Source organism: Pseudomonas rhodesiae (genome assembly GCF_007858255.1).
Classification (GTDB): Bacteria; Pseudomonadota; Gammaproteobacteria; order Pseudomonadales; family Pseudomonadaceae; genus Aquipseudomonas; species Aquipseudomonas rhodesiae.
Genome location: NZ_VFEU01000002.1, coordinates 233,931 through 252,219 on the forward strand (window position 1 = coordinate 233,931; position 18,289 = coordinate 252,219).

An 18,289-nucleotide genomic window follows, 5' to 3' on the forward strand; every position below is an offset into this window, starting at 1 on the left:
TGTGCAGAAAAAAGGAGTCTGCCTGAATCATGACCACCGCACCGTCCATCATCCTCACCCGCCTTGACGTGCAGCGTCTGGAGCAACTGATCGATCGCTTGGGCGACGAGTCTCCCGGCGTCGAAGCGTTGCAAGCCGAACTCGACCGCGCCGAAGATGTGGTCGGCCACGATGAAGTGCCTGCGGGTGTCGTGACCATGAATTCCAGCGTGCATTGCCGCGAGCAAGGCAGCGGTAAGGACTACCACCTGACCCTGGTCTACCCCAAAGACGCCAACGCCGACGCCGGCAAGATCTCGATCCTGGCGCCTGTCGGCAGCGCGCTGCTCGGCCTGCAGGTGGGCCAGCATATCGACTGGCCGGCTCCGGGTGGCAAGACCCTCAAACTGGAACTGCTCAGTGTCGAAGGCCAGCCAAAAGATGGTGGCGCCTTTCCTCTCTAAATCTGGCTCAGCGCTTCGTTGAGCGATCGTTCCAGCTCGGCCTTATAGCGCAGATACAGGTTGCTTGGGCTTTGCACATCACCGAGCAGGCCTGACAGGTCCAGGTCGGTGATGTAGCAGCGGTAGCGCTCGGGTTCCCGGCGCTGCCCGACAATCTCCTGGGCGACCACGGTGAAGAGTTGATCACCGAATTCCAGCTCGGAAAACTCCCGCTGATTGCAGTACAGGGTGATGCTCACTTGGCCCGGTGCCGCCTTGCCGATAATCGCCTGCACGTCATAGAACGGTTTGTTCGCCGGGGTCAAAGGCGCTGGCCGAGGTTCGACGCCACGGGCGCGGCCGCTGCCTGATGGCAACAACTGGTAATACAGCGTTTGCACGGCACTCATGGGTTGCTGCGGGTCCAGCGGTGACAGCGCATCGCGGCGATACATGATCGATTGCAAAAAGCGCTGCAACGGCACCAACAGGCTCTGTTCATCATGGAAGGGCAAGCGCTGTTGCCAGAGCGAGTTGAACTCATCCAGCACGTACAACTCGGCGAAATCTTCATTGACCCGGTAGAACACCTGCACGCAGGCCGCCATGCCCATGGGTAGCAAGAGCGCCAGGTCGTGATCTTCCAGGGCCATGGCGTCCAAGTGCAGGGGACTGTAGCTGGCCAATTCTTCGCTGAGGTAAGCGATCAGCGCCTCCTGAGTGGCCAACGAAACGTGGGTGGCCTGGCCCGGCATCAACTCCATCACATGGTAGTGCTGCTGCACTTGCAGCAGATAGCGATGGTTGGACTGACCCAGCAGCAGGTGTTGCGCGGTGTCGAAGACTTCCTCCACACGTTGCGCGATGAATTGCGCACGGTTGTGACAAAAGCAGCGCACCCGCAGGCGCGGCAGATGACCCGGTGGCAGCTGGTTGAGGTAATCGCGTAAGCAATCGAGCAACGCATGGGGGCCGTCGTAGCGGCTGACCATCACCTCGTTCCAGCTGTTGAGGGTCACTTGGTCGAGGGTCAGCACCAGGTTATCGCGCACCCCGGCGTAACTCAGGGAATCGGTGCGCTCGGTGGTCATCAGGATGTTCAGCTCGCGGTGATGCTTGAGCGGGTCGACGCCGACATTGATCAGCAACAGCACCTCCTCGGGTACCGCCGAACGCAGCAGGCGCTCTTCATCGACGCTGGCCAGGGGCAAAGCGATGGTCTGTTGCAGGCTGCCCAACAGATTGAACAGCTCGAATTCGGTCATGTCGCTGACACCGGGGTGCAGGGCCAACCGTGTGCTGCTGTCGATGACGCCGTTGCGATGGCACCAGGTGAGCATTTCCAGCAGATCGCGGCTGCGCTTGATCGGCGCGAAGTGTTCGCACTCCAGAGCAGTGAGATTGCCGTTATATAAACTCCAGTGATGCTGGCCCGGCTCTTTGCGGTTATGCGATTGAAGCAGGGTGAGGGTGTCTTCGGCCAAGTCTGGGGCGATACCCGGGTTGATAAATTCGACTTTGCCGGCTTTGCGCTCGAACGCGGCGTACAGGCGCCGGCCCAGCACATTGAGGTCGCGCTTGTTGATCAAGCTGACGGTCTGTTCGGTGCGGGCGAATTGGGTCAGGAAGCGGTAGCTGTGGTTGAGCTCGTTGACCAGGGCGCGGCGTTCGGAAGCCACTTGGCGCACCTTCCACTGGCTTCGGCTATCCAGTAACGCCAGTTGGCGCGGGTCCCAACCCCACTCCTGGGCCAGGCGTTCGAGCAACAGGTGTTGCCAACTGCTGGCGCGCTGCCCGGCGCTGAGCTTGCGGTTGACCTTCAGGTACAGACTGCGCCGCACCAGCTCCAGCCGTTCCGGCTCGTTACGCTGCTTGAGGTAGCCCTCGATATGGCGGTAGACCACAACGTAGGGGTCCAGCTCGTCCAAGTCCATTTGATTGGCGTACACGGCCTGTTTGAAGCGCAGGCTCAGGCATTGCACCTGCGGGTGTTCGCTGGCGTACACCTCGGTCAGCAACAGCTTGAGCACCGACTTGTACGGCGACTCGATGCCTTTGAACAACTGCCACAGCCCGGCGCCCATGAATTCGCCCGGTGGGATGCGCGCCAGATGGCCAAGGTCCAGGGTTTCGTCGGCGCGAATAAAGCGCTTGGACAGCAGCGTATGGGTGAATTCGGCGTAGCGGGTTTCTTCATATACCGGCACCAGCCACCAGATCGGTGTACGCCCGGCCAGCCAGATGGCGGTGCGATAGAACTCATCGAGCAGCAAATAGTGCTGGGTCGTGCCGCAGTCGTCGGAGCTGAGTTGGGTGTCGCGCTCGCCGAGTACAAAGCGCGTCGGTTCGATCAGAAAAAAGTGCGCCTCGGCGCCCATGCTCTGGGCCCAGGCCTCCAGCAATTGGCACTTTTTGCGCAGTTCGGCCAGCTCGTTTTCGCCCAGATCCGCCGCGTGGCATACCCACACATCCATGTCGCTTTGGTCGGCCTGGGCCAACGTGCCAAGGCTGCCCATCAGGAACAGCCCATGGATCGGTCGGGGTGGGTTGCCATGGCGCGGTTTATAGGCGAACGAGCGCGTCAGGCGCTGGGCTTCGATCAGTGCTTGGGGGGTAGGCTCGAAATTCGACAGCCCCGCCGGCGTGCTGCCCGAGACATAACCGGGCAAGAGCGGGTGATTGACGTGAAAGAACAGCGGCAACAGGGTCAGTACGCTTTGCTGGCGAGGTGTCAGCCCCTCGACGGCGCGGGCCATGCGGCCTTCATTAAGCGCCATGAAACGCGCGCGCAACTGTGCCAGCACCTTGCGGTCGATGCCTTCGTCCAAGTCGGGGCGGATTTCATGGGTGCGGGTCATGTCGAACTCGTTGGCTCGCAGAGCCCGGCGTGGGCGGCCGTGTAGGAGTTTACAGTCAGAAACGTAGGAGGTTTAGAGGGAAATGGTTTTTTGGCGTCAGAATTTTACAGTCGCTCAGGCGACGCCCTCGGAATCCGCGGCGGCGGACTCCATGGGCGGCATCCGGAATCAGGCGGCTTCTTTGTTCGTGGCAGTGGTCAAGATGGTCAGCAGGGTTTGCGCTTGCTCGGCAGCATCGCGGCCGAGGCTGGTCAGATAGCCCCCATCCGGCTGATCGATCAGTTTTTTATCGAAGAGACGTTTGGCTGCGGCGATAGCGCTGGGCGCGGCGGTCTGATGGACTTTCAGGCCTTCCTGGGTGCTGTCCAAGGGGAAGAGTGCGAGGATTTCCAGTTCGGCAACCAACTCAGGGGTATACGACATAAGGACTCCAGACTTTCTAAATTTATTAGAGGCTAGCAGGCCATAAGGTGAACTCACTTTGCCGAACTGTCCAGCGTGTTGCGGCGTCTCGGAGCTATTCCTTTTCCGGCGGCAGCTCGGGCAGTGCGCGCAGCGCTGTTTCGTACCATTGGGCATCGAACGCGCGACCCTCGTCCAGCATGGCGCCAATTTCGAAAGCCAGCACATGAGCCATCAGGTTTAGAATTTCTTCCCGCTCATAGCCCACCAACGTCAGCTTGTTGAATGTGGCCTTGGCGGCGGGTGGGTTGTCACTTTCGATCTGGTTTTCGATCGCTCCGATCAGCGTATGTTCGGCAAAAGCTTCTTCGTCATTGTCGATATCAGTGGGCTCGCTCATGGCGGTGCTCCTCAAGGAAAGGGCGCCAGTCTACCCCCATTCAAGCAGGTGATGCTGCTGGTCAAGCGGCCACCGGGCGTCTATAACGCTTGCAGCCAACCCCGCACACGGCCTGGAGGCTTTGCGATGCTCAAGCTTTACGGATTTTCGGTCAGCAACTACTACAACATGGTGAAACTGGCGCTGCTGGAGAAGGGCCTGCCCTTCGAAGAAGTACTGTTTTATGCCGGGCAGGCCCCTGACGTACTGGCGGTCAGCCCGCGCGGCAAGGTGCCGGTGCTGGAGGTGAAGCAGGGCTTTATCAATGAAACCAGCGTGATCCTGGAATATATCGAACAAACCCAGGAAGGGCCGTCATTGCTCCCGGCCGACCCGTTCGAGCGCGCCCAGGTGTTGGCCTTGTGCCGGGAAATCGAGCTCTATATCGAACTGCCAGCGCGCGCTTGCTTTGGCGAAGCATTTTTTGGCGTAGCGGTTGCGGAGGCGATCAAGGAAAAATCCAAGGCGGAATTGCTCTTGGGCATCGCTTCGCTGGGGCGGCATGGCAAGTTTGCGCCGTTTGTAGCGGGGGAGAGCTTCACCATTGCGGATCTGTACTTCATGTACAGCTTGAACCTGGCCTGCGGGGTCGGCGAGAAGTTGTTCGGGCTGGACTTGCTGGCGCAGTTGCCGGCGGCCAAAGCGTTGCTGGATCGCCTTAACGCAATGCCCAACGCGCAAAAAGTGGAGGCGGACAGGCAAGCCGCGATGCCGGCGTTCCTGGCCATGGTGGCGGCGAAAAAGTGATCAAGTGTGGGAGGGGGCAAGCCCCTCCCACTACTGTACTCAGCGGCTGGCGAGCAGGGCCTGGCCGCGCGCGACCGCTGCCTTGACCTGCGCCGGCGCGGTGCCGCCCACATGGTTACGGGCGTTGACCGAACCTTCCAGGGTCAGCACGGCAAACACGTCTTGCTCGATCTGATCGCTGAACTGGCGCAGTTCTTCCAGGCTCATTTCCGCCAGGTCCTTGCCGGTGTCCACGCCGTATTTCACGGCGTGGCCAACGATTTCGTGGCAGTCGCGGAACGGCAGGCCACGACGCACCAGGTAGTCCGCCAGGTCAGTCGCCGTGGAGAACCCGCGCAAAGCCGCTTCGCGCATGATGGCGTGCTTGGGCTTGATTGCTGGGATCATGTCGGCAAACGCGCGCAACGAATCGCGCAAGGTGTCGGCGGCGTCGAACAGCGGTTCCTTGTCTTCCTGATTGTCCTTGTTGTAGGCCAATGGCTGGCCCTTCATCAAGGTCAGCAGGCCCATCAGTGCGCCGAATACACGGCCGCTCTTGCCACGTACCAGCTCCGGCACGTCGGGGTTTTTCTTTTGCGGCATGATCGAGCTGCCGGTACAGAAACGGTCCGGCAAATCGATGAACTGGAATTGTGCACTGGTCCACAGCACCAGCTCTTCGGAGAACCGCGACAAGTGCATCATCGCGATGCTGGCGGCGGCGCAGAATTCGATGGCGAAGTCACGGTCCGAAACGCCATCCAGGGAGTTGCCGCCCACGGCGTCGAAACCCAGCAGTTGCGCGGTGTATTCGCGGTCGATCGGGTAGGTCGTACCGGCCAGCGCGGCGCTGCCCAAAGGCATGCGATTGGCGCGCTTGCGGCAGTCCACCAGGCGTTCGTAGTCGCGGCTGAGCATTTCGAACCAGGCCAACAGGTGGTGGCCGAAGGTCACGGGCTGTGCGGTCTGCAGATGGGTGAAGCCGGGCATGATGGTGTCCGATTCACGCTCGGCCTGCTCAAGCAGGCCTTTTTGCAGGCGGGTGATTTCGGACAGGATCAGGTCGATTTCGTCACGCAGCCACAGGCGAATATCGGTAGCGACTTGGTCGTTACGGCTGCGTCCGGTGTGCAATTTCTTGCCAGTCACACCGATACGATCAGTGAGGCGGGCCTCGATATTCATGTGCACGTCTTCCAGGTCGACGCGCCAGTCGAACGTACCGGCTTCGATCTCACCGCGGATGGTGGTCAGGCCGTCGATGATGCTGTCGCGCTCGGCCTCGGTCAGCACGCCGACCTTGGCCAGCATGGTGGCGTGGGCGATGGAGCCCATGATGTCGTGGCGGTACAGGCGCTGGTCGAAGGTGACGGAGGCGGTGAAGCGCGCGACGAAGGCGTCGACGGGTTCACTGAAGCGGCCGCCCCAGGACTGGTTGGTCTTGTCGGTGCTCATGGATTCGCTCGTGAGTTGCTTTAATAAAAAGGCGTGGAAGTGTGGCGCCGATCATAACAGGGTTGCTCGCGGAGGCGGTGGCGCGGGTCGTCGGCATTTTTATTTGTGCAAAGGATGGCTAAGTGCCTTGCCGTCGATCGCGTCCGGGACGAGACTGGAAAAAGAGACTTATTGAAACGATATTTGACGATTGAGCAATGTCGTCTCGGCAAGCGTCTACAGTTGGACTGATAGTGTGTGAATGCACCAAAGTCGGGTAATGCGGTCAGAGCCCAGACTAACCATTAAACAAGGGGGGTATTCGGATTGTGTATCAGCAAACCCTACGACGATGCCCGAAGGCAGCGGGTCTTTGGCGCTATTGAACAGGTCCGGGTAAATATGGGTGCCACCTTCGGGGCACTTTTTGCCGCTCGCACGAGTCTTAGCGTGGATCGCTGTGACGCAAGTCACCGCACCTGTCTACGTTATCCTTGTGCGAGACTCACGCAGGAATCCAGCGCAATATGAATGTCCTGATCGTTGATGACGAACCCCAAGCCCGCGAGCGACTGAGTCGTTTAATCAGTGAACTCGAGGGTTATACCGTTCTTGAACCGAGCGCCACCACCGGTGAGGAGGCGTTGACGCTGATCGACAGCCTCAAGCCCGATGTGCTGTTGCTCGATATCCGTATGCCGGGCCTGGATGGCCTGCAGGTTGCTGCCCGCCTGAGTGAGCGCGAATCGCCCCCGGCCTTGGTGTTGTGTGCGGCTCAGGATGAGTTTCCCGCGCAGACGCTGGAAGACAGTGGCGTGAGCTTCGTGACCAAACCGGTGACGGCCGAAGCGTTGCTCAAAGCCCTGAAGAAGGCCGAGCGTCCCAACCGCGCCCAGCTCGCCGCGTTGACCCAGCCTGCCGCCCAAAGTGGCAACGGCCCCCGCAGCCATATCAGTGCACGTACCCGCAAGGGCATCGAGTTGATCCCCCTGAATCAAGTGGTCTACTTCATCGCCGATCACAAGTACGTCACTCTGCGTCACGAAGCGGGTGAAGTCTTGTTGGATGAACCGCTCAAGGCCCTTGAAGATGAGTTCGGCGACCGCTTCGTGCGTATCCACCGCAATGCGTTGGTGGCCCGTGAGCGTATCGAGCGTCTGCAACGTACGCCGCTGGGGCACTTTCAGTTGTTCCTCAAAGGGCTCAACGGCGATGCCTTGATTGTCAGTCGTCGGCATGTCGCCGGCGTGCGCAAAATGATGCAGCAGCTTTAGCCCGAGGGCTGTAGCGGGACTGCATTCCTTATCCCGGTGCGACGAGGCCAGGGAGGCCCCGCACTTGCTGATTCAAATCAAGGCGTATTTGCCTGAGCTGTTATTATCTGCCGTATCTATTCAGTACGGATTGATCCATGTCCCCTCGCGAAATCCGCATCGCTACCCGAAAAAGCGCCTTGGCCCTATGGCAAGCCGAATACGTCAAAGCTCGCCTTGAGCTGGCCCACCCCGGCCTCAAGGTGTCCCTGGTGCCCATGGTCAGTCGCGGCGACAAGCTGCTCGACTCACCGTTGTCGAAGATCGGCGGTAAGGGCCTGTTCGTCAAAGAACTGGAAACCGCGCTGCTGGAGAACGAAGCCGACATCGCCGTGCACTCGATGAAAGACGTGCCCATGGACTTCCCTGACGGTCTGGGCCTGTTCTGCATCTGCGAGCGCGAAGACCCCCGCGACGCTTTCGTTTCCAATACCTACGCTTCACTGGACGAGTTGCCCCTGGGCAGCATCGTCGGTACCTCCAGCCTGCGCCGTCAGGCCCAGCTGTTGACGCGCCGTCCGGATCTGCAGATTCGCTTTCTGCGCGGCAACGTCAATACGCGTCTGGCCAAGCTTGATGCCGGTGAGTATGACGCGATCATCCTCGCCGCCGCCGGTTTGATCCGCCTTGGCTTCGAAGACCGCATCACCTCGGCCATCAGTGTCGAAGACAGCCTGCCCGCCGGTGGGCAGGGCGCCGTGGGTATCGAATGTCGCAGCGCCGACAGTGAAATCCATACTCTGCTCAAGCCACTCGACCATCGTGATACCGAAGTTCGCGTCACCGCCGAGCGTGCCTTGAACAAGCACCTCAATGGCGGCTGCCAAGTGCCGATTGCCTGCTACGCCGTACTTGAAGGCGATAACTTGTGGCTGCGCGGTCTGGTGGGCGATCCGGAAGGCGGCACCTTGCTGACCGCCGAGGTGCGTGGCCCGCAATGCGAAGCGACGGCTTTGGGCATCCAAGTGGCGCAAGAGCTGCTGGAGAAAGGCGCCGGCGCCATCCTGCAAAAAGTCTACGGCGAGGCCGGCCCGCAGTGACCGGCTGGCGTTTGCTGCTGACGCGGCCCGCCGAGGAATCGGCGGCGCTGGCGACGGTGTTGTCTGACGTCGGGATCTACAGCAGCAGCCTGCCCTTGCTGGATATCGAGCCCTTGCCGATCACCCCTGACCAGCAAGCGCTGTTGCGTGACCTCGGCCGCTACTGTGCCGTGATTGTCGTCAGCAAACCCGCCGCGCGCCTGGCCTTGCAACAGCTGGATCGCCACTGGTCCGAGGTGCCCTGGTTCAGTGTGGGGGCAGCTACTGCGCAGGTGCTGGCCGATCAAGGCTACACGGTTCACTATCCGCACACCGGCGATGACAGCGAGGCCTTGCTTGAACTGCCGGCATTACGCGAGGCTATTGCGCGCCCCGATGCGCGGGTGCTGATCCTGCGGGGTGAGGGCGGCCGCGAATTGCTGGCAGAGCGTTTGCGCGAGAGAGGTGCTAGTGTCGACTACCTGGAGTTGTACCGGCGGTTCCTTCCGACCTACGACACCGGTGTGTTGATGCAGCGCATCCAGTTGGAACGCTTGAACGGCGTGGTGGTCAGCAGTGGGCAGGGTTTCTTGCACCTGCAAGCCCTGGCCGGCGCCGATTGGCCGGAGGTGGCACAGCTGCCGTTGTTCGTGCCCAGCCCAAGAGTCCAGGAAATGGCGCGGGCTGCCGGTGCAGAAAAAGTGGTGGATTGTCGCGGCGCGAGTGCCGCGGCTTTGTTAGTGGCGTTAGGCGGCTATGTCTTATAAAAACATCCCGCCCCCACTCTCTGATACGCAAAGGACGGATACGTGAGCGAAACAGCCTTGCCTAAAGATGAAGCTCAACCCGCACTTGATGCGCCGGTCGAGACACCGGTCACCGCGCCGCGCCGTGGCAATGGCCTGGCGGTCGTCGCCTTGCTGCTCGGCGCTGCCGGAGTGGCCGCCGGCGGTTGGGGGATCTGGCAGGTCCGTGCCCTGCAAGCCAGTCACCAGCAGCAACTGGGCCAAGTGCAGACCCTGGATGAGCAATCCCAAACTCTCAAGCAAACCCAGCAACAATTGGCCGCGCGCCTGGCCCAACTGCCGGGTGCGGATGAGCTGGAGGAGCGTCGCCGTCTGGTGGCCCAGTTGCAGGGTGATCAGCAACACCTGAGCCAGCGCCTGGAAACTGTTTTGGGTGCCAGCCGTCAGGACTGGCGTCTGGCCGAGGCCGAGCACTTGATCCGCCTGGCGAGCCTGCGCCTGTCGGCCTTGCAGGACATCAATAGCGCCCAGGCGCTGGTGCAGGGCGCTGACGAGATTCTGCGCGAGCAAAGCGATCCCGGCGCCTACGCGGCCCGCGAGCAGTTGGCCAAGAGCCTGGTCGCTCTGCGCAGTACCGAACAGCCGGACCGCACCGGGCTGTACCTGCAATTGGCCGCCCTGCGCGATCAAGTGGTGCAGCTGGCGGCGATTGCGCCGGAGTATCAACTGACTGAACCTGCCGCTGAAGGTCGTCCCACCACCGATACCGAGGGACGTTGGAGCCAGTGGTGGGAGCAGATTTCCCGCTACTTCCGCATTGATTTCAACCCAGACGACAACATCCGTCCGTTGCTTGCCGGTCAGGATCTGAACCAAGTGCGTCTGGCCCTGAGCCTGGCGCTCGAACAGGCGCAATGGGCGGCGCTCAACGGTGAGTCGGCGGTGTATAGCCGCTCACTGGGTGAGGCGCGCAGCGTGTTGCAGGACAACTTCAATCAGGACAACCCGCAGAGCAAAGCGATGCTGGCGCGCATCGCCGAGCTTGAGCCCAAAGCCGTGTCGGTGGTGACACCGGACCTGGCCGCGAGCCTCGCCGCGGTGCAGGCGTATCTTGATCGTCGCCACCTGTCTGCCGATGAAGCCAAGGCGGCTGCCAAGCCGGCGTCCCAGGAGTAGAGCCGATGAAGCGTTTCTATGTGATCCTGGTGCTGGCGATCGCGATCGCCCTGGCACTGGCTGTGGGCATTTCGAAACACACCGGCTACGTGCTGATTACTTATCCACATGTGCTGCATTACGAGTCGAGCCTGTGGGCGACCCTGTTCGCCGTGTTTGCCATCATTCTGGCGATCTACCTGGTCCGCGTCTTGCTGAGCCTGGTTACCACGTCGGGCGGCGTGGTCAACCCTTGGTCGCGGCGTAATCGCAGCCGCCGTACACAGATCGCTATCGAACAGGGCCAGATGGACCTCGCCGAAGGGCGCTGGGCCAGTGCCGAACGCCATTTGCGGCGTGCCGCCGAAGCCGAACGCCAACCGTTGTTGTACTACCTGGGCGCGGCGAGAGCCGCCAATGAACAGGGGCGTTACGAAGAGTGCGACGCTTTGCTTGAGCGCGCGTTGGAGCGCCAGCCCCAGGCTGAGCTGGCGGTCGCCTTGAGTCATGCGCAACTGCAACTGGACCGTGGCGATACGGACGGTGCGCTGGTTACGCTACAGGCAATGCACGAGCGTCATCCGCATAACGCGCAGGTGCTACGTCAGTTGCAGCGTTTGCATCAACAGCGCGGTGACTGGTCGTCGGTGATTCACCTTTTGCCGCAGCTGCGTAAGGACAAGGTGCTGCCCGCCGGCGAACTGGCCGAGCTGGAACGTCGCGCATGGGGTGAAAACCTCAGCCTTGCGGCTCAGCGTGAGGAGCACGACGAAGCTGGCCAGCAATCCCTGGAGCGGGCTTGGCACCAACTTACCTCGGCCCAGCGTCAGGAGCCGCAGTTGGTGCTGGCTTACGCCGAGCAACTGCGCCAATTGGGCGCTGACGCCAAGGCCGAAGAGGTCCTGCGTGGTGCGATCAAGCGCGGTTACGACAGCCATCTCATTCGCCTCTACGGTCTTTTACGCGGCAGCGACTCGGCTCGGCAGTTGAAGTTCGCCGAAGGTTGGCTCAAGGATCATCCCGGTGATGCCAGCCTGCTATTGACCTTGGGACGCTTGTGCCTGCAAAACAGCTTGTGGGGCAAGGCGCGCGACTATCTGGAAAGTAGCCTTCAGGTGCAGCGCAACCCTGAGGCTTGCGCCGAGCTGGCGCGTCTGTTGGCGCAGTTGGGAGATACCGAACGCAGCAACCAGTTGTTCCAGGAAGGCCTGGGGTTGTTGGATAGCCGTCTATTGGCGTCACCGTTGCCAGTCCCTGCCCGGGTTTGATGTAGGAAGGAGCGGAGGGTTGACTCAGATATGTCAAACCCTCACCCCTTTGATGCACGCGAACAGGGAGGGTAAGTGTCTGGCAGCAAACTCCTACGCGCCATCGCCTGAAGTCTTCCATCCTCTGGCGGGATGTCTGCAGGCTCTCACGGAATCGTCTGGTCTAACGTATATTGAAAGCGTTCAGGCCTTTCCTCTACCGTAGCGATCTACTTTTCGCGATGCGGATAAAGCATGTCTTTGGCCCCTTCTCGCTCCTTGTTTTTTCTGGCGTTCCTGGCCGGTGCGCTGACGTTGGGCGCATCCTATTACCTTGAGTTCGGCGTCTCGTTACGCCCGTGTTTTTTATGCCAACTGCAGCGGGTTTTTCTGGCTGCTTTCACGCTGATCAATTTGATCGCTGCCCTCCATAACCCCAAACGTCCCGTCATCTCGCTATATGGACTGGCCAGCGTGGCGTGCGCAACGCTGGGCGCTATCACGGCTGTACGCCAGATACTGTTGCAAAATGCCGCACCCGACCAGATCGCCGGTTGCTGGCCCAGTCTCAACCATATGCTCGACAATCTTTCGCTTTGGCAGGCGCTGCAACAGGCCGTCGAAGGCACTGTCGATTGCGTGGAAATCAACTGGACGTTGTTCGATTTAAGCCTGCCGGAGTGGAGCCTGCTGTTTTTCGTGGGGATGCTGATTCTGGGCATCACGCAGTTTTCACGACCGTTACTTCGCCGTCGCCTGTACCCGACGAGGCCATAAAAGCAGGCTGAGGTTTGTAGGACGGGATTAAACACTTGTATGAACTTTCTGTCCTGCGTACCTTGAAGCCATAGTCATGCGGGCATAATCTGGCCCGCACGCGTTATTCAAACCGGTTGTCTGATGCAGCCTTGTCCCGCTGCTGTTTTATCCTTGAAGTATTCGCGGGCATCAGGCGGCAGCGCCCCTAATAGGGAAGAGAGATCATCATGTTGGAACGTTGCAAGAATGCTCGCGAACGCTGGGGCGGGGTGCACAAGCTGATCGACAGCTGGTTGAAGGCACGTCACGAATTGATTCGGGCTTTTGATGCGCTCGGTGCCGAGCCCGAGGCGTTGGCCCAGAAGCGTGAACCGTTGCAGGATTTCTGCGTTGTGTTGGTGGATTACGTGTCCGCGGGGCATTTGAGCATCTACACCCAGCTCACCAAGGAGGCGGAAGCCTTCAAAGACCAGCGCGGTCTGGATTTTGCCAAGACCCTTTACCCACGCATCGATGTGATCACCGAGAAGCTGCTGGCATTCACCGACTTGTGCGATCAAGGCAAGTGTGTCGCCGAGAAATTCAAAGAATTGGGTGCGCTGCTCCACGAGCGTTTCGAGCTCGAAGACTGCCTGATTGAAGTGCTGCACAACGCTCACAAAGAAAACACTGTCGCTCAGGTTTGACTTCGGGACACGCGATAAACAAACGGTGCGCAGGTCGCACCGTTTTTTATTGGCTCAAGAACGGGTATCGAGCAATTCGATCTCGAAAACCAAGGGCGTGTACGGCGGGATCAATTCGCCGGCACCGTCGGCGCCATATGCCTGCGCCGATGGAATAACCAGGCGCCACTTCGCACCCACGGGCATCTGTTGTAGAGCACTGCTCCAGCCGCTGATCACGCTGTCCAGGCGAAACCACTGAGGCTGTGTGCTCTTGTCGAAAACCGTCCCGTCGGGTAGCCGACCGACATATTTCACCTGAACCTGACCATTGGCTTTCGGCGTGGGGCCGGTACCTGGCGTGAGTTCCGTGAGCAAAATTCCATCCGCCAATTCACGAACGCCTTTCATGGTTTTTTCCTGGGTCAGGAATTGTTGTTCGGCTGCGAGTGCTTTTTCACTCAGGGGCGCTTGGGCGTCCGCTTCGCTCTGCGCTTCGTGCTGCGCGAGGATCTGCTCGATACGCGCGTTATCCAAGGCCAGTGGCTTGCCTTGATAGGCTTGTTTGAGGCCGTCGATCAGGGCCTGGATCTGCAGGTCTGGAACCTCCTGGCGCAGGCGCTCACCGAGGCTGGCGCCCAGGCTGTAGGCGAGGTCATGCTGATCCGGCTCGATGGTTTTAGACGGCGACGGCGCGCTCGCATTGGCTACCGAAATTGCCAGGCCAAGCACAAGAAAAAGGTAACGCGACATGGACATTCTCCGGCCGAAAGTGCGATGGATTATGCCAGTGTGGAAACGTAAAAAGTGCCGCCCATTTTCGTTCTCACGATAAGAATTTTCGTACGGTGCAACGCGAGGCAATCGATACTGTCAACATGCGCTAGCGGCGGTAAGAGCAGAGGGCTAGTATGAGCCGCACCCACGTCAGCCAGGAGGTAAACCATGTCGGCCAAACAGAAGCCTGTTAATACCCCGTTGCACTTACTCCAACAACTGTCGGGCAGCTTGCTCGAACATCTGGAAAGCGCCTGTTCCCAAGCGTTGGCCGATGCAGAAAAACTGCTCGCCAAGTTGGAAAAACAGCGCGGTAAGGCGCAAGAAAAGCTGCACAAATCCCGCACCAAATTGCAAGATGCCGCCACCGCCGGCAAGGCCAAGGCACAAGCCAAAGCCAAAGACGCTGTTAAAGAACTTGAGGACTTGCTGGACGCGCTCAAGGATCGCCAAGCTGAAACCCGCGCCTACATTTCTCAACTCAAAAAAGATGCTCAGGAAAGCCTGAAACTGGCCCAGGGCGTTGGCCGTGTAAAAGAAGCCGTGGCTAAAGTGCTGGGTGCTCGTACACCGGTAAAAGCTGTTGCAGCAAGCGCGGCGAAGAAGACTTCGGCCAAACCAGCGGCTAAAACCGCTGCCGCTAAGCCAGCCGCCAAACCAGCAGCTAAAACCGCTGCCGCTAAGCCAGCCGCCAAGCCAGTAGCTAAAACCGCTGCCGCTAAACCAGCCGCCAAGCCAGCAGCAAAAACCGCTGCCGCTAAACCAGCCGCCAAGCCAGCAGCTAAAACCGCTGCCGCTAAACCAGCCGCCAAGCCAGCAGCAAAAACCGCCGCCGCTAAACCAGCCGCCAAGCCAGCAGCAAAAACCGCCGCCGCTAAGCCAGCAGCCAAGCCAGCGGCTAAAACCGTTGCCGCTAAGCCAGCAGCCAAACCAGCAGCTAAGCCCGCCACCGCTAAGCCAGTAGCCAAGCCAGCGGCTAAAACCGCCGCCGCTAAGCCAGCAGCCAAACCAGCGGCTAAAACCGCCGCTGCTAAGCCAGCAGCCAAACCAGCAGCTAAAACCGCCTCCGCTAAGCCAACAGCTAAACCAGCGGCTAAAACCGTTGCCGCTAAGCCAGCCGCCAAACCAGCAGCTAAGCCCGTCGCCGCTAAGCCAGTAGCCAAACCTGCTGCCGCCAAGCCGGCCGCTGCAAAGCCTGCGCCGGCCACTTCGGCAGCGACCCCGGCAGCCGCCACCGCTCCAACCGCACCGGCCAGCAGCACCCCTGCACCGGCAGCGCCAAGCACTACCCCAACCAGCGCTTCCTAAGCGCCGGTGGCCGCGACGCGCAGCTGCTGCAGCGCGTCGTGGTCAAGGTTGGCGGCATCCTCGGCCGCCAGTCTTTCCAACCATCGTTGTTGATCTGCCCGCTTGCCCGATGGCCATGTGTCGGCCAGTCCTTCCAGACGCATCAACAAGTGCCGTTCGGCTTCCAGCTCCATCGACTTGATCCGCTCCCTTAAGGCCGCCAGCGGCTGGTCGTGCTGCGCGCTCGCTCGCCATTGCACGCGCAATTGGCGCAACGGCTCGATCACCTGCGTCTGCCAAGGCCCGGCGATGTGCTTGAGGGCCTGCACTCGCTCGTCGGTCAGGATGACGCCGCGCTGTTCCAGCCAGACGCCGCACAGCATCAGGCACACATCCACCCCTTGCGCCTGCAACCGCAGGCAGGCGGCTTCCATACCCGGACGGGCGTAAATCGAGAGAGCAAAGCTCCACAGGTCAGCGCACATAGTCACACCCAAGCCAGCGGCCAACGAAGCTGGTAGACTCCGCCGCCATTATGATCCGACTTCAAAGCCTAACATTACAGCGTGGCCCGCAACGTCTTCTCGAAGACGCCGAGCTGACCCTGCACGCCGGTCACAAAGCCGGCCTGATCGGTGCCAATGGCGCTGGCAAATCCACGCTGTTCGCCCTGTTGCTGGGTGAGCTGACCCCGGACTCCGGCGACTGCCTGCTGCCGGCCGACTGGCGCATCGCTCATATGCGCCAGGAGATCGACACCCTGGACCGCATCGCGATCGACTACGTGCTCGATGGCGACCTGCGCTTGCGCCAGGTGCAACACGACCTGGCCGAAGCCGAGAAGGCCCAGGATGGCGCAGCTCTGGCGCGTCTGCACTCGGAGCTCGACAGCGCCGACGGTTACACCGCCGACGCCCGCGCTCGCAAGATGCTCGCCGGCCTTGGGTTTACCAACGAACAGATGGACCGCCCGGTCGCCGACTTCTCCGGTGGCTGGCGGATGCGCCTGAACCTGGCCCAGGCGCTGATGTGCCCCTCGGACCTGTTGCTGCTCGACGAACCGACCAACCACTTGGACCTCGACGCGATCCTGTGGCTGGAAGACTTCCTCAAGAGCTATCAGGGCACTTTGCTGCTGATCTCTCACGACCGGGATTTCCTCGACGCCGTGGTCGATAACATCGCCCATGTCGAGCAGAAAAAAATCACCCTCTACCGCGGCGGCTACACCGCGTTCGAGCGTGCGCGTGCCGAACGCCTGGCCCAGCAACAACAGGCCTACGAGAAGCAGCAGGCGCAACGTGCGCATATGGAAAGTTACATTGCCCGGTTCAAGGCTCAGGCCACCAAGGCCCGCCAGGCCCAGAGCCGGATCAAGGCGCTGGAGCGCATGGAAGAATTGTCGGCAGCTCACGTCGATTCGCCGTTCGACTTCGTGTTCCGCGAGTCGGTGAAGATTTCGAGCCCATTGCTGGATCTTTCGGATGCGCGCCTGGGTTATGGCGACAAAACCATCCTGGAGAAGGTCAAGCTGCAACTCACGCCGGGGGCGCGTATCGGTTTGCTGGGGCCTAACGGCGCGGGTAAATCGACCCTGATCAAGAACCTCTCGGGTGAGCTCGAACCCCTGGCCGGTCGCTTGACCCGTGGCGAGAACACCGTGGTGGGTTACTTCGCCCAGCATCAGTTGGACTCCCTCGACGCCAAGGCCAGCCCATTGTTGCACCTGCAACGCCTGGCGCCGACCGAGCGCGAGCAGACCCTGCGTGACTTCCTCGGTGGCTTCGACTTCCGTGGCGCGCGCATCGATGAGCCGGTGCTGAATTTTTCCGGCGGCGAGAAAGCCCGCTTGGCCTTGGCCCTGATCGCCTGGGATCGTCCGAACCTGTTGCTGCTCGACGAACCGACCAACCACTTGGATCTGGAAATGCGCCTGGCGCTGACCATGGCGTTGCAAGAGTTCAGTGGTGCGGTATTGGTGGTGTCCCACGATCGGCACTTGCTCAAGAGCACCACGGATAACTTCCTGCTGGTGGCCGATGGCAAAGTCGAAGAATTCGATGGCGACCTCGACGACTACGCCCGTTGGCTGAACGATTACCGCCTGCGCAATGCGCCGGTGAGCAACACCCCGGTGAATCCGGACAAAACCGATAAGAAGGCCCAGCGCCAGGCCGCCGCTGCATTGCGTCAGCAGCTGGCGCCGCACAAGCGCGAAGCGGACAAGCTGGAAGCTGAGCTGGGCAAGGTGCATGAGCGTTTGGCCAAGATCGAAGCCAGCCTCGGCGACAGCGCCGTGTACGAAGCCGCGCGCAAGGACGAACTGCGTGACCTGCTCGCCGAACAGGCCAAGCTCAAGGTGCGCGAAGGGCAATTGGAGGAAGCCTGGATGGAAGCCCTCGAACTGCTCGAAACCCTGCAAGCGGAGCTGGAGGCGCTGTCCTGATGGAAGCGTTGCAGTTGCCGGCACAGTGGATCGAACCCGTGTGGATTGGCGTGCAGATCCTATTGATCCTGCTGGCCGGTTACCTGGCTCAGCGCTTTGTGAGCAAAGTCCTTACGCGCCTGGGCGAGCGCTACCCATTCCCACCGCAACTGCTGATGCCACTACGCGGCGGCCTGCGCTGGCTGATCATGGGGAGTGCGCTGATTTTTGTTCTGGAGCGCCTGGGTGTGTCCGCCACCGTGTTGTGGACGGCGCTGTCGGGCTTCGTGGCGGTCGCCGCCGTGGCGTTTTTCGCCATGTGGTCGGTATTGTCCAACCTGCTTTGCGCGGTTCTGATCTTTACCGTCGGCCCATTTCGCCTCGGCGACATTGTCGAGTTGGTGGATACCGTCGACAAACCGGGCGTCAAGGGGCGGGTGGTGGCAATCAATTTGCTCTACACCACACTGGTTGAAGTGGAGGCCGCCGGTACCGACAGCGCGATCGTGCAGGTGCCTAACAGTCTGTTTTTCCAGCGTTCGGTACGGCGTTGGCCAGGTACCCACGTGTTTCCGGGCGATCGCTAGCCTGCACGGTGATAAAAACCGATAGCCA

The 18,289-nt window shown here is 60.7% G+C and carries 18 protein-coding genes and 1 pseudogene; 13 read left to right on the forward strand and 6 right to left on the reverse strand.

All coding sequences use genetic code 11. The features are described 5' to 3' along the window. Positions 1 to 29: 29 nt before the first annotated feature. Positions 30 to 443 carry a nucleoside diphosphate kinase regulator gene (gene rnk / locus FIV35_RS03320; RefSeq protein ID WP_034101441.1) on the forward strand — a complete coding sequence of 138 codons (414 nt, stop codon included), beginning with the start codon at positions 30 to 32 and terminating at the stop codon, positions 441 to 443. On the opposite strand, the gene FIV35_RS03325 is transcribed toward rnk, so the two are convergent. The 3 genes from FIV35_RS03325 to FIV35_RS03335 form a co-directional block, all read right to left on the reverse strand. Next, positions 440 to 3,280, reverse strand: coding sequence for a class I adenylate cyclase (locus FIV35_RS03325; RefSeq protein WP_034139779.1), 2,841 nt, complete (start codon positions 3,278 to 3,280; stop codon positions 440 to 442). The two genes, rnk and FIV35_RS03325, sit on opposite strands and share 4 nt — an antisense overlap. Positions 3,281 to 3,448: 168 nt before the next feature. Then, positions 3,449 to 3,703, reverse strand: coding sequence for a TIGR02647 family protein (locus FIV35_RS03330; protein WP_034139778.1), 255 nt, complete (start codon positions 3,701 to 3,703; stop codon positions 3,449 to 3,451). Positions 3,704 to 3,797: 94 nt separating this feature from the next. Beyond that, the gene (locus FIV35_RS03335; RefSeq protein WP_034139777.1) at positions 3,798 to 4,082 is read right to left on the reverse strand and encodes a hypothetical protein; all 285 of its coding nucleotides are present in this window, start codon (positions 4,080 to 4,082) and stop codon (positions 3,798 to 3,800) included. Between the two features lie 126 nt (positions 4,083 to 4,208). On the opposite strand from FIV35_RS03335, the gene FIV35_RS03340 reads away from it, so the two are divergent. Further along, positions 4,209 to 4,868 carry a glutathione S-transferase family protein gene (locus tag FIV35_RS03340; protein WP_034139776.1) on the forward strand — a complete coding sequence of 220 codons (660 nt, stop codon included), beginning with the start codon at positions 4,209 to 4,211 and terminating at the stop codon, positions 4,866 to 4,868. A 39-nt stretch (positions 4,869 to 4,907) separates the two neighbouring features. Here FIV35_RS03340 and argH read toward each other — a convergent pair whose 3' ends face one another. Next, positions 4,908 to 6,302 (reverse strand): argininosuccinate lyase, encoded by a 1,395-nt coding sequence (gene argH, locus FIV35_RS03345; RefSeq protein ID WP_034139775.1) that lies wholly within the window; start codon positions 6,300 to 6,302, stop codon positions 4,908 to 4,910. A gap of 393 nt (positions 6,303 to 6,695) precedes the next feature. Between argH and FIV35_RS30235 the strand changes: the two are divergent. The 8 genes and pseudogenes from FIV35_RS30235 to FIV35_RS03380 form a co-directional block, all read left to right on the forward strand. Next, positions 6,696 to 6,812 (forward strand): annotated as a pseudogene (locus FIV35_RS30235) (sensor histidine kinase); the annotation flags it as partial. Beyond that, the gene (locus tag FIV35_RS03350; protein ID WP_034139774.1) at positions 6,809 to 7,555 is read left to right on the forward strand and encodes a LytR/AlgR family response regulator transcription factor; all 747 of its coding nucleotides are present in this window, start codon (positions 6,809 to 6,811) and stop codon (positions 7,553 to 7,555) included. The pseudogene FIV35_RS30235 and the gene FIV35_RS03350, both read left to right, overlap by 4 nt. A gap of 137 nt (positions 7,556 to 7,692) precedes the next feature. Further along, positions 7,693 to 8,634: a hydroxymethylbilane synthase gene (hemC, locus tag FIV35_RS03355; RefSeq protein ID WP_034139773.1), complete on the forward strand. Its 942-nt coding sequence runs from the start codon at positions 7,693 to 7,695 to the stop codon at positions 8,632 to 8,634. Further along, a complete protein-coding gene (locus FIV35_RS03360; RefSeq protein WP_034139772.1) occupies positions 8,631 to 9,380 on the forward strand; it encodes a uroporphyrinogen-III synthase in 750 nt (249 codons plus the stop codon). The genes hemC and FIV35_RS03360 overlap by 4 nt, the downstream gene beginning before the upstream one ends. 42 nt (positions 9,381 to 9,422) lie before the next feature. Continuing rightward, positions 9,423 to 10,535 (forward strand): uroporphyrinogen-III C-methyltransferase, encoded by a 1,113-nt coding sequence (locus FIV35_RS03365; RefSeq protein WP_034139771.1) that lies wholly within the window; start codon positions 9,423 to 9,425, stop codon positions 10,533 to 10,535. A 5-nt stretch (positions 10,536 to 10,540) separates the two neighbouring features. After that, a complete protein-coding gene (locus FIV35_RS03370) occupies positions 10,541 to 11,782 on the forward strand; it encodes a heme biosynthesis protein HemY (protein WP_034139770.1) in 1,242 nt (413 codons plus the stop codon). A 234-nt stretch (positions 11,783 to 12,016) separates the two neighbouring features. Then, entirely contained in the window at positions 12,017 to 12,538 is a 522-nt protein-coding gene (locus FIV35_RS03375; protein WP_034139769.1) for a disulfide bond formation protein B, read from the forward strand. Positions 12,539 to 12,747: 209 nt separating this feature from the next. Then, positions 12,748 to 13,206, forward strand: coding sequence for an Rsd/AlgQ family anti-sigma factor (locus FIV35_RS03380; protein ID WP_034139768.1), 459 nt, complete (start codon positions 12,748 to 12,750; stop codon positions 13,204 to 13,206). Positions 13,207 to 13,260: 54 nt separating this feature from the next. Here the strand turns inward: FIV35_RS03380 and FIV35_RS03385 are convergent, their stop codons facing one another. Next, complete coding sequence (locus tag FIV35_RS03385) at positions 13,261 to 13,938, reverse strand: FKBP-type peptidyl-prolyl cis-trans isomerase (RefSeq protein ID WP_034139767.1); 678 nt, start codon at positions 13,936 to 13,938, stop codon at positions 13,261 to 13,263. Positions 13,939 to 14,130: 192 nt separating this feature from the next. Between FIV35_RS03385 and FIV35_RS03390 the strand changes: the two genes are divergently transcribed. Beyond that, a complete protein-coding gene (locus FIV35_RS03390) occupies positions 14,131 to 15,270 on the forward strand; it encodes an AlgP family protein (RefSeq protein ID WP_146374938.1) in 1,140 nt (379 codons plus the stop codon). Here FIV35_RS03390 and FIV35_RS03395 read toward each other — a convergent pair. Next, complete coding sequence (locus FIV35_RS03395; RefSeq protein ID WP_034139764.1) at positions 15,267 to 15,734, reverse strand: TIGR02444 family protein; 468 nt, start codon at positions 15,732 to 15,734, stop codon at positions 15,267 to 15,269. The two genes, FIV35_RS03390 and FIV35_RS03395, sit on opposite strands and share 4 nt — an antisense overlap. A 50-nt stretch (positions 15,735 to 15,784) precedes the next feature. Between FIV35_RS03395 and FIV35_RS03400 the strand changes: the two genes are divergently transcribed. Together FIV35_RS03400 and FIV35_RS03405 are read left to right on the forward strand one after the other, a co-directional pair. Next, positions 15,785 to 17,695, forward strand: a complete 1,911-nt coding sequence (locus FIV35_RS03400) for an ATP-binding cassette domain-containing protein (protein ID WP_034139763.1) — start codon at positions 15,785 to 15,787, stop codon at positions 17,693 to 17,695. Next, complete coding sequence (locus FIV35_RS03405) at positions 17,695 to 18,261, forward strand: mechanosensitive ion channel family protein (protein WP_034101422.1); 567 nt, start codon at positions 17,695 to 17,697, stop codon at positions 18,259 to 18,261. The genes FIV35_RS03400 and FIV35_RS03405 overlap by 1 nt, the downstream gene beginning before the upstream one ends. Positions 18,262 to 18,289 lie beyond the last annotated feature (28 nt).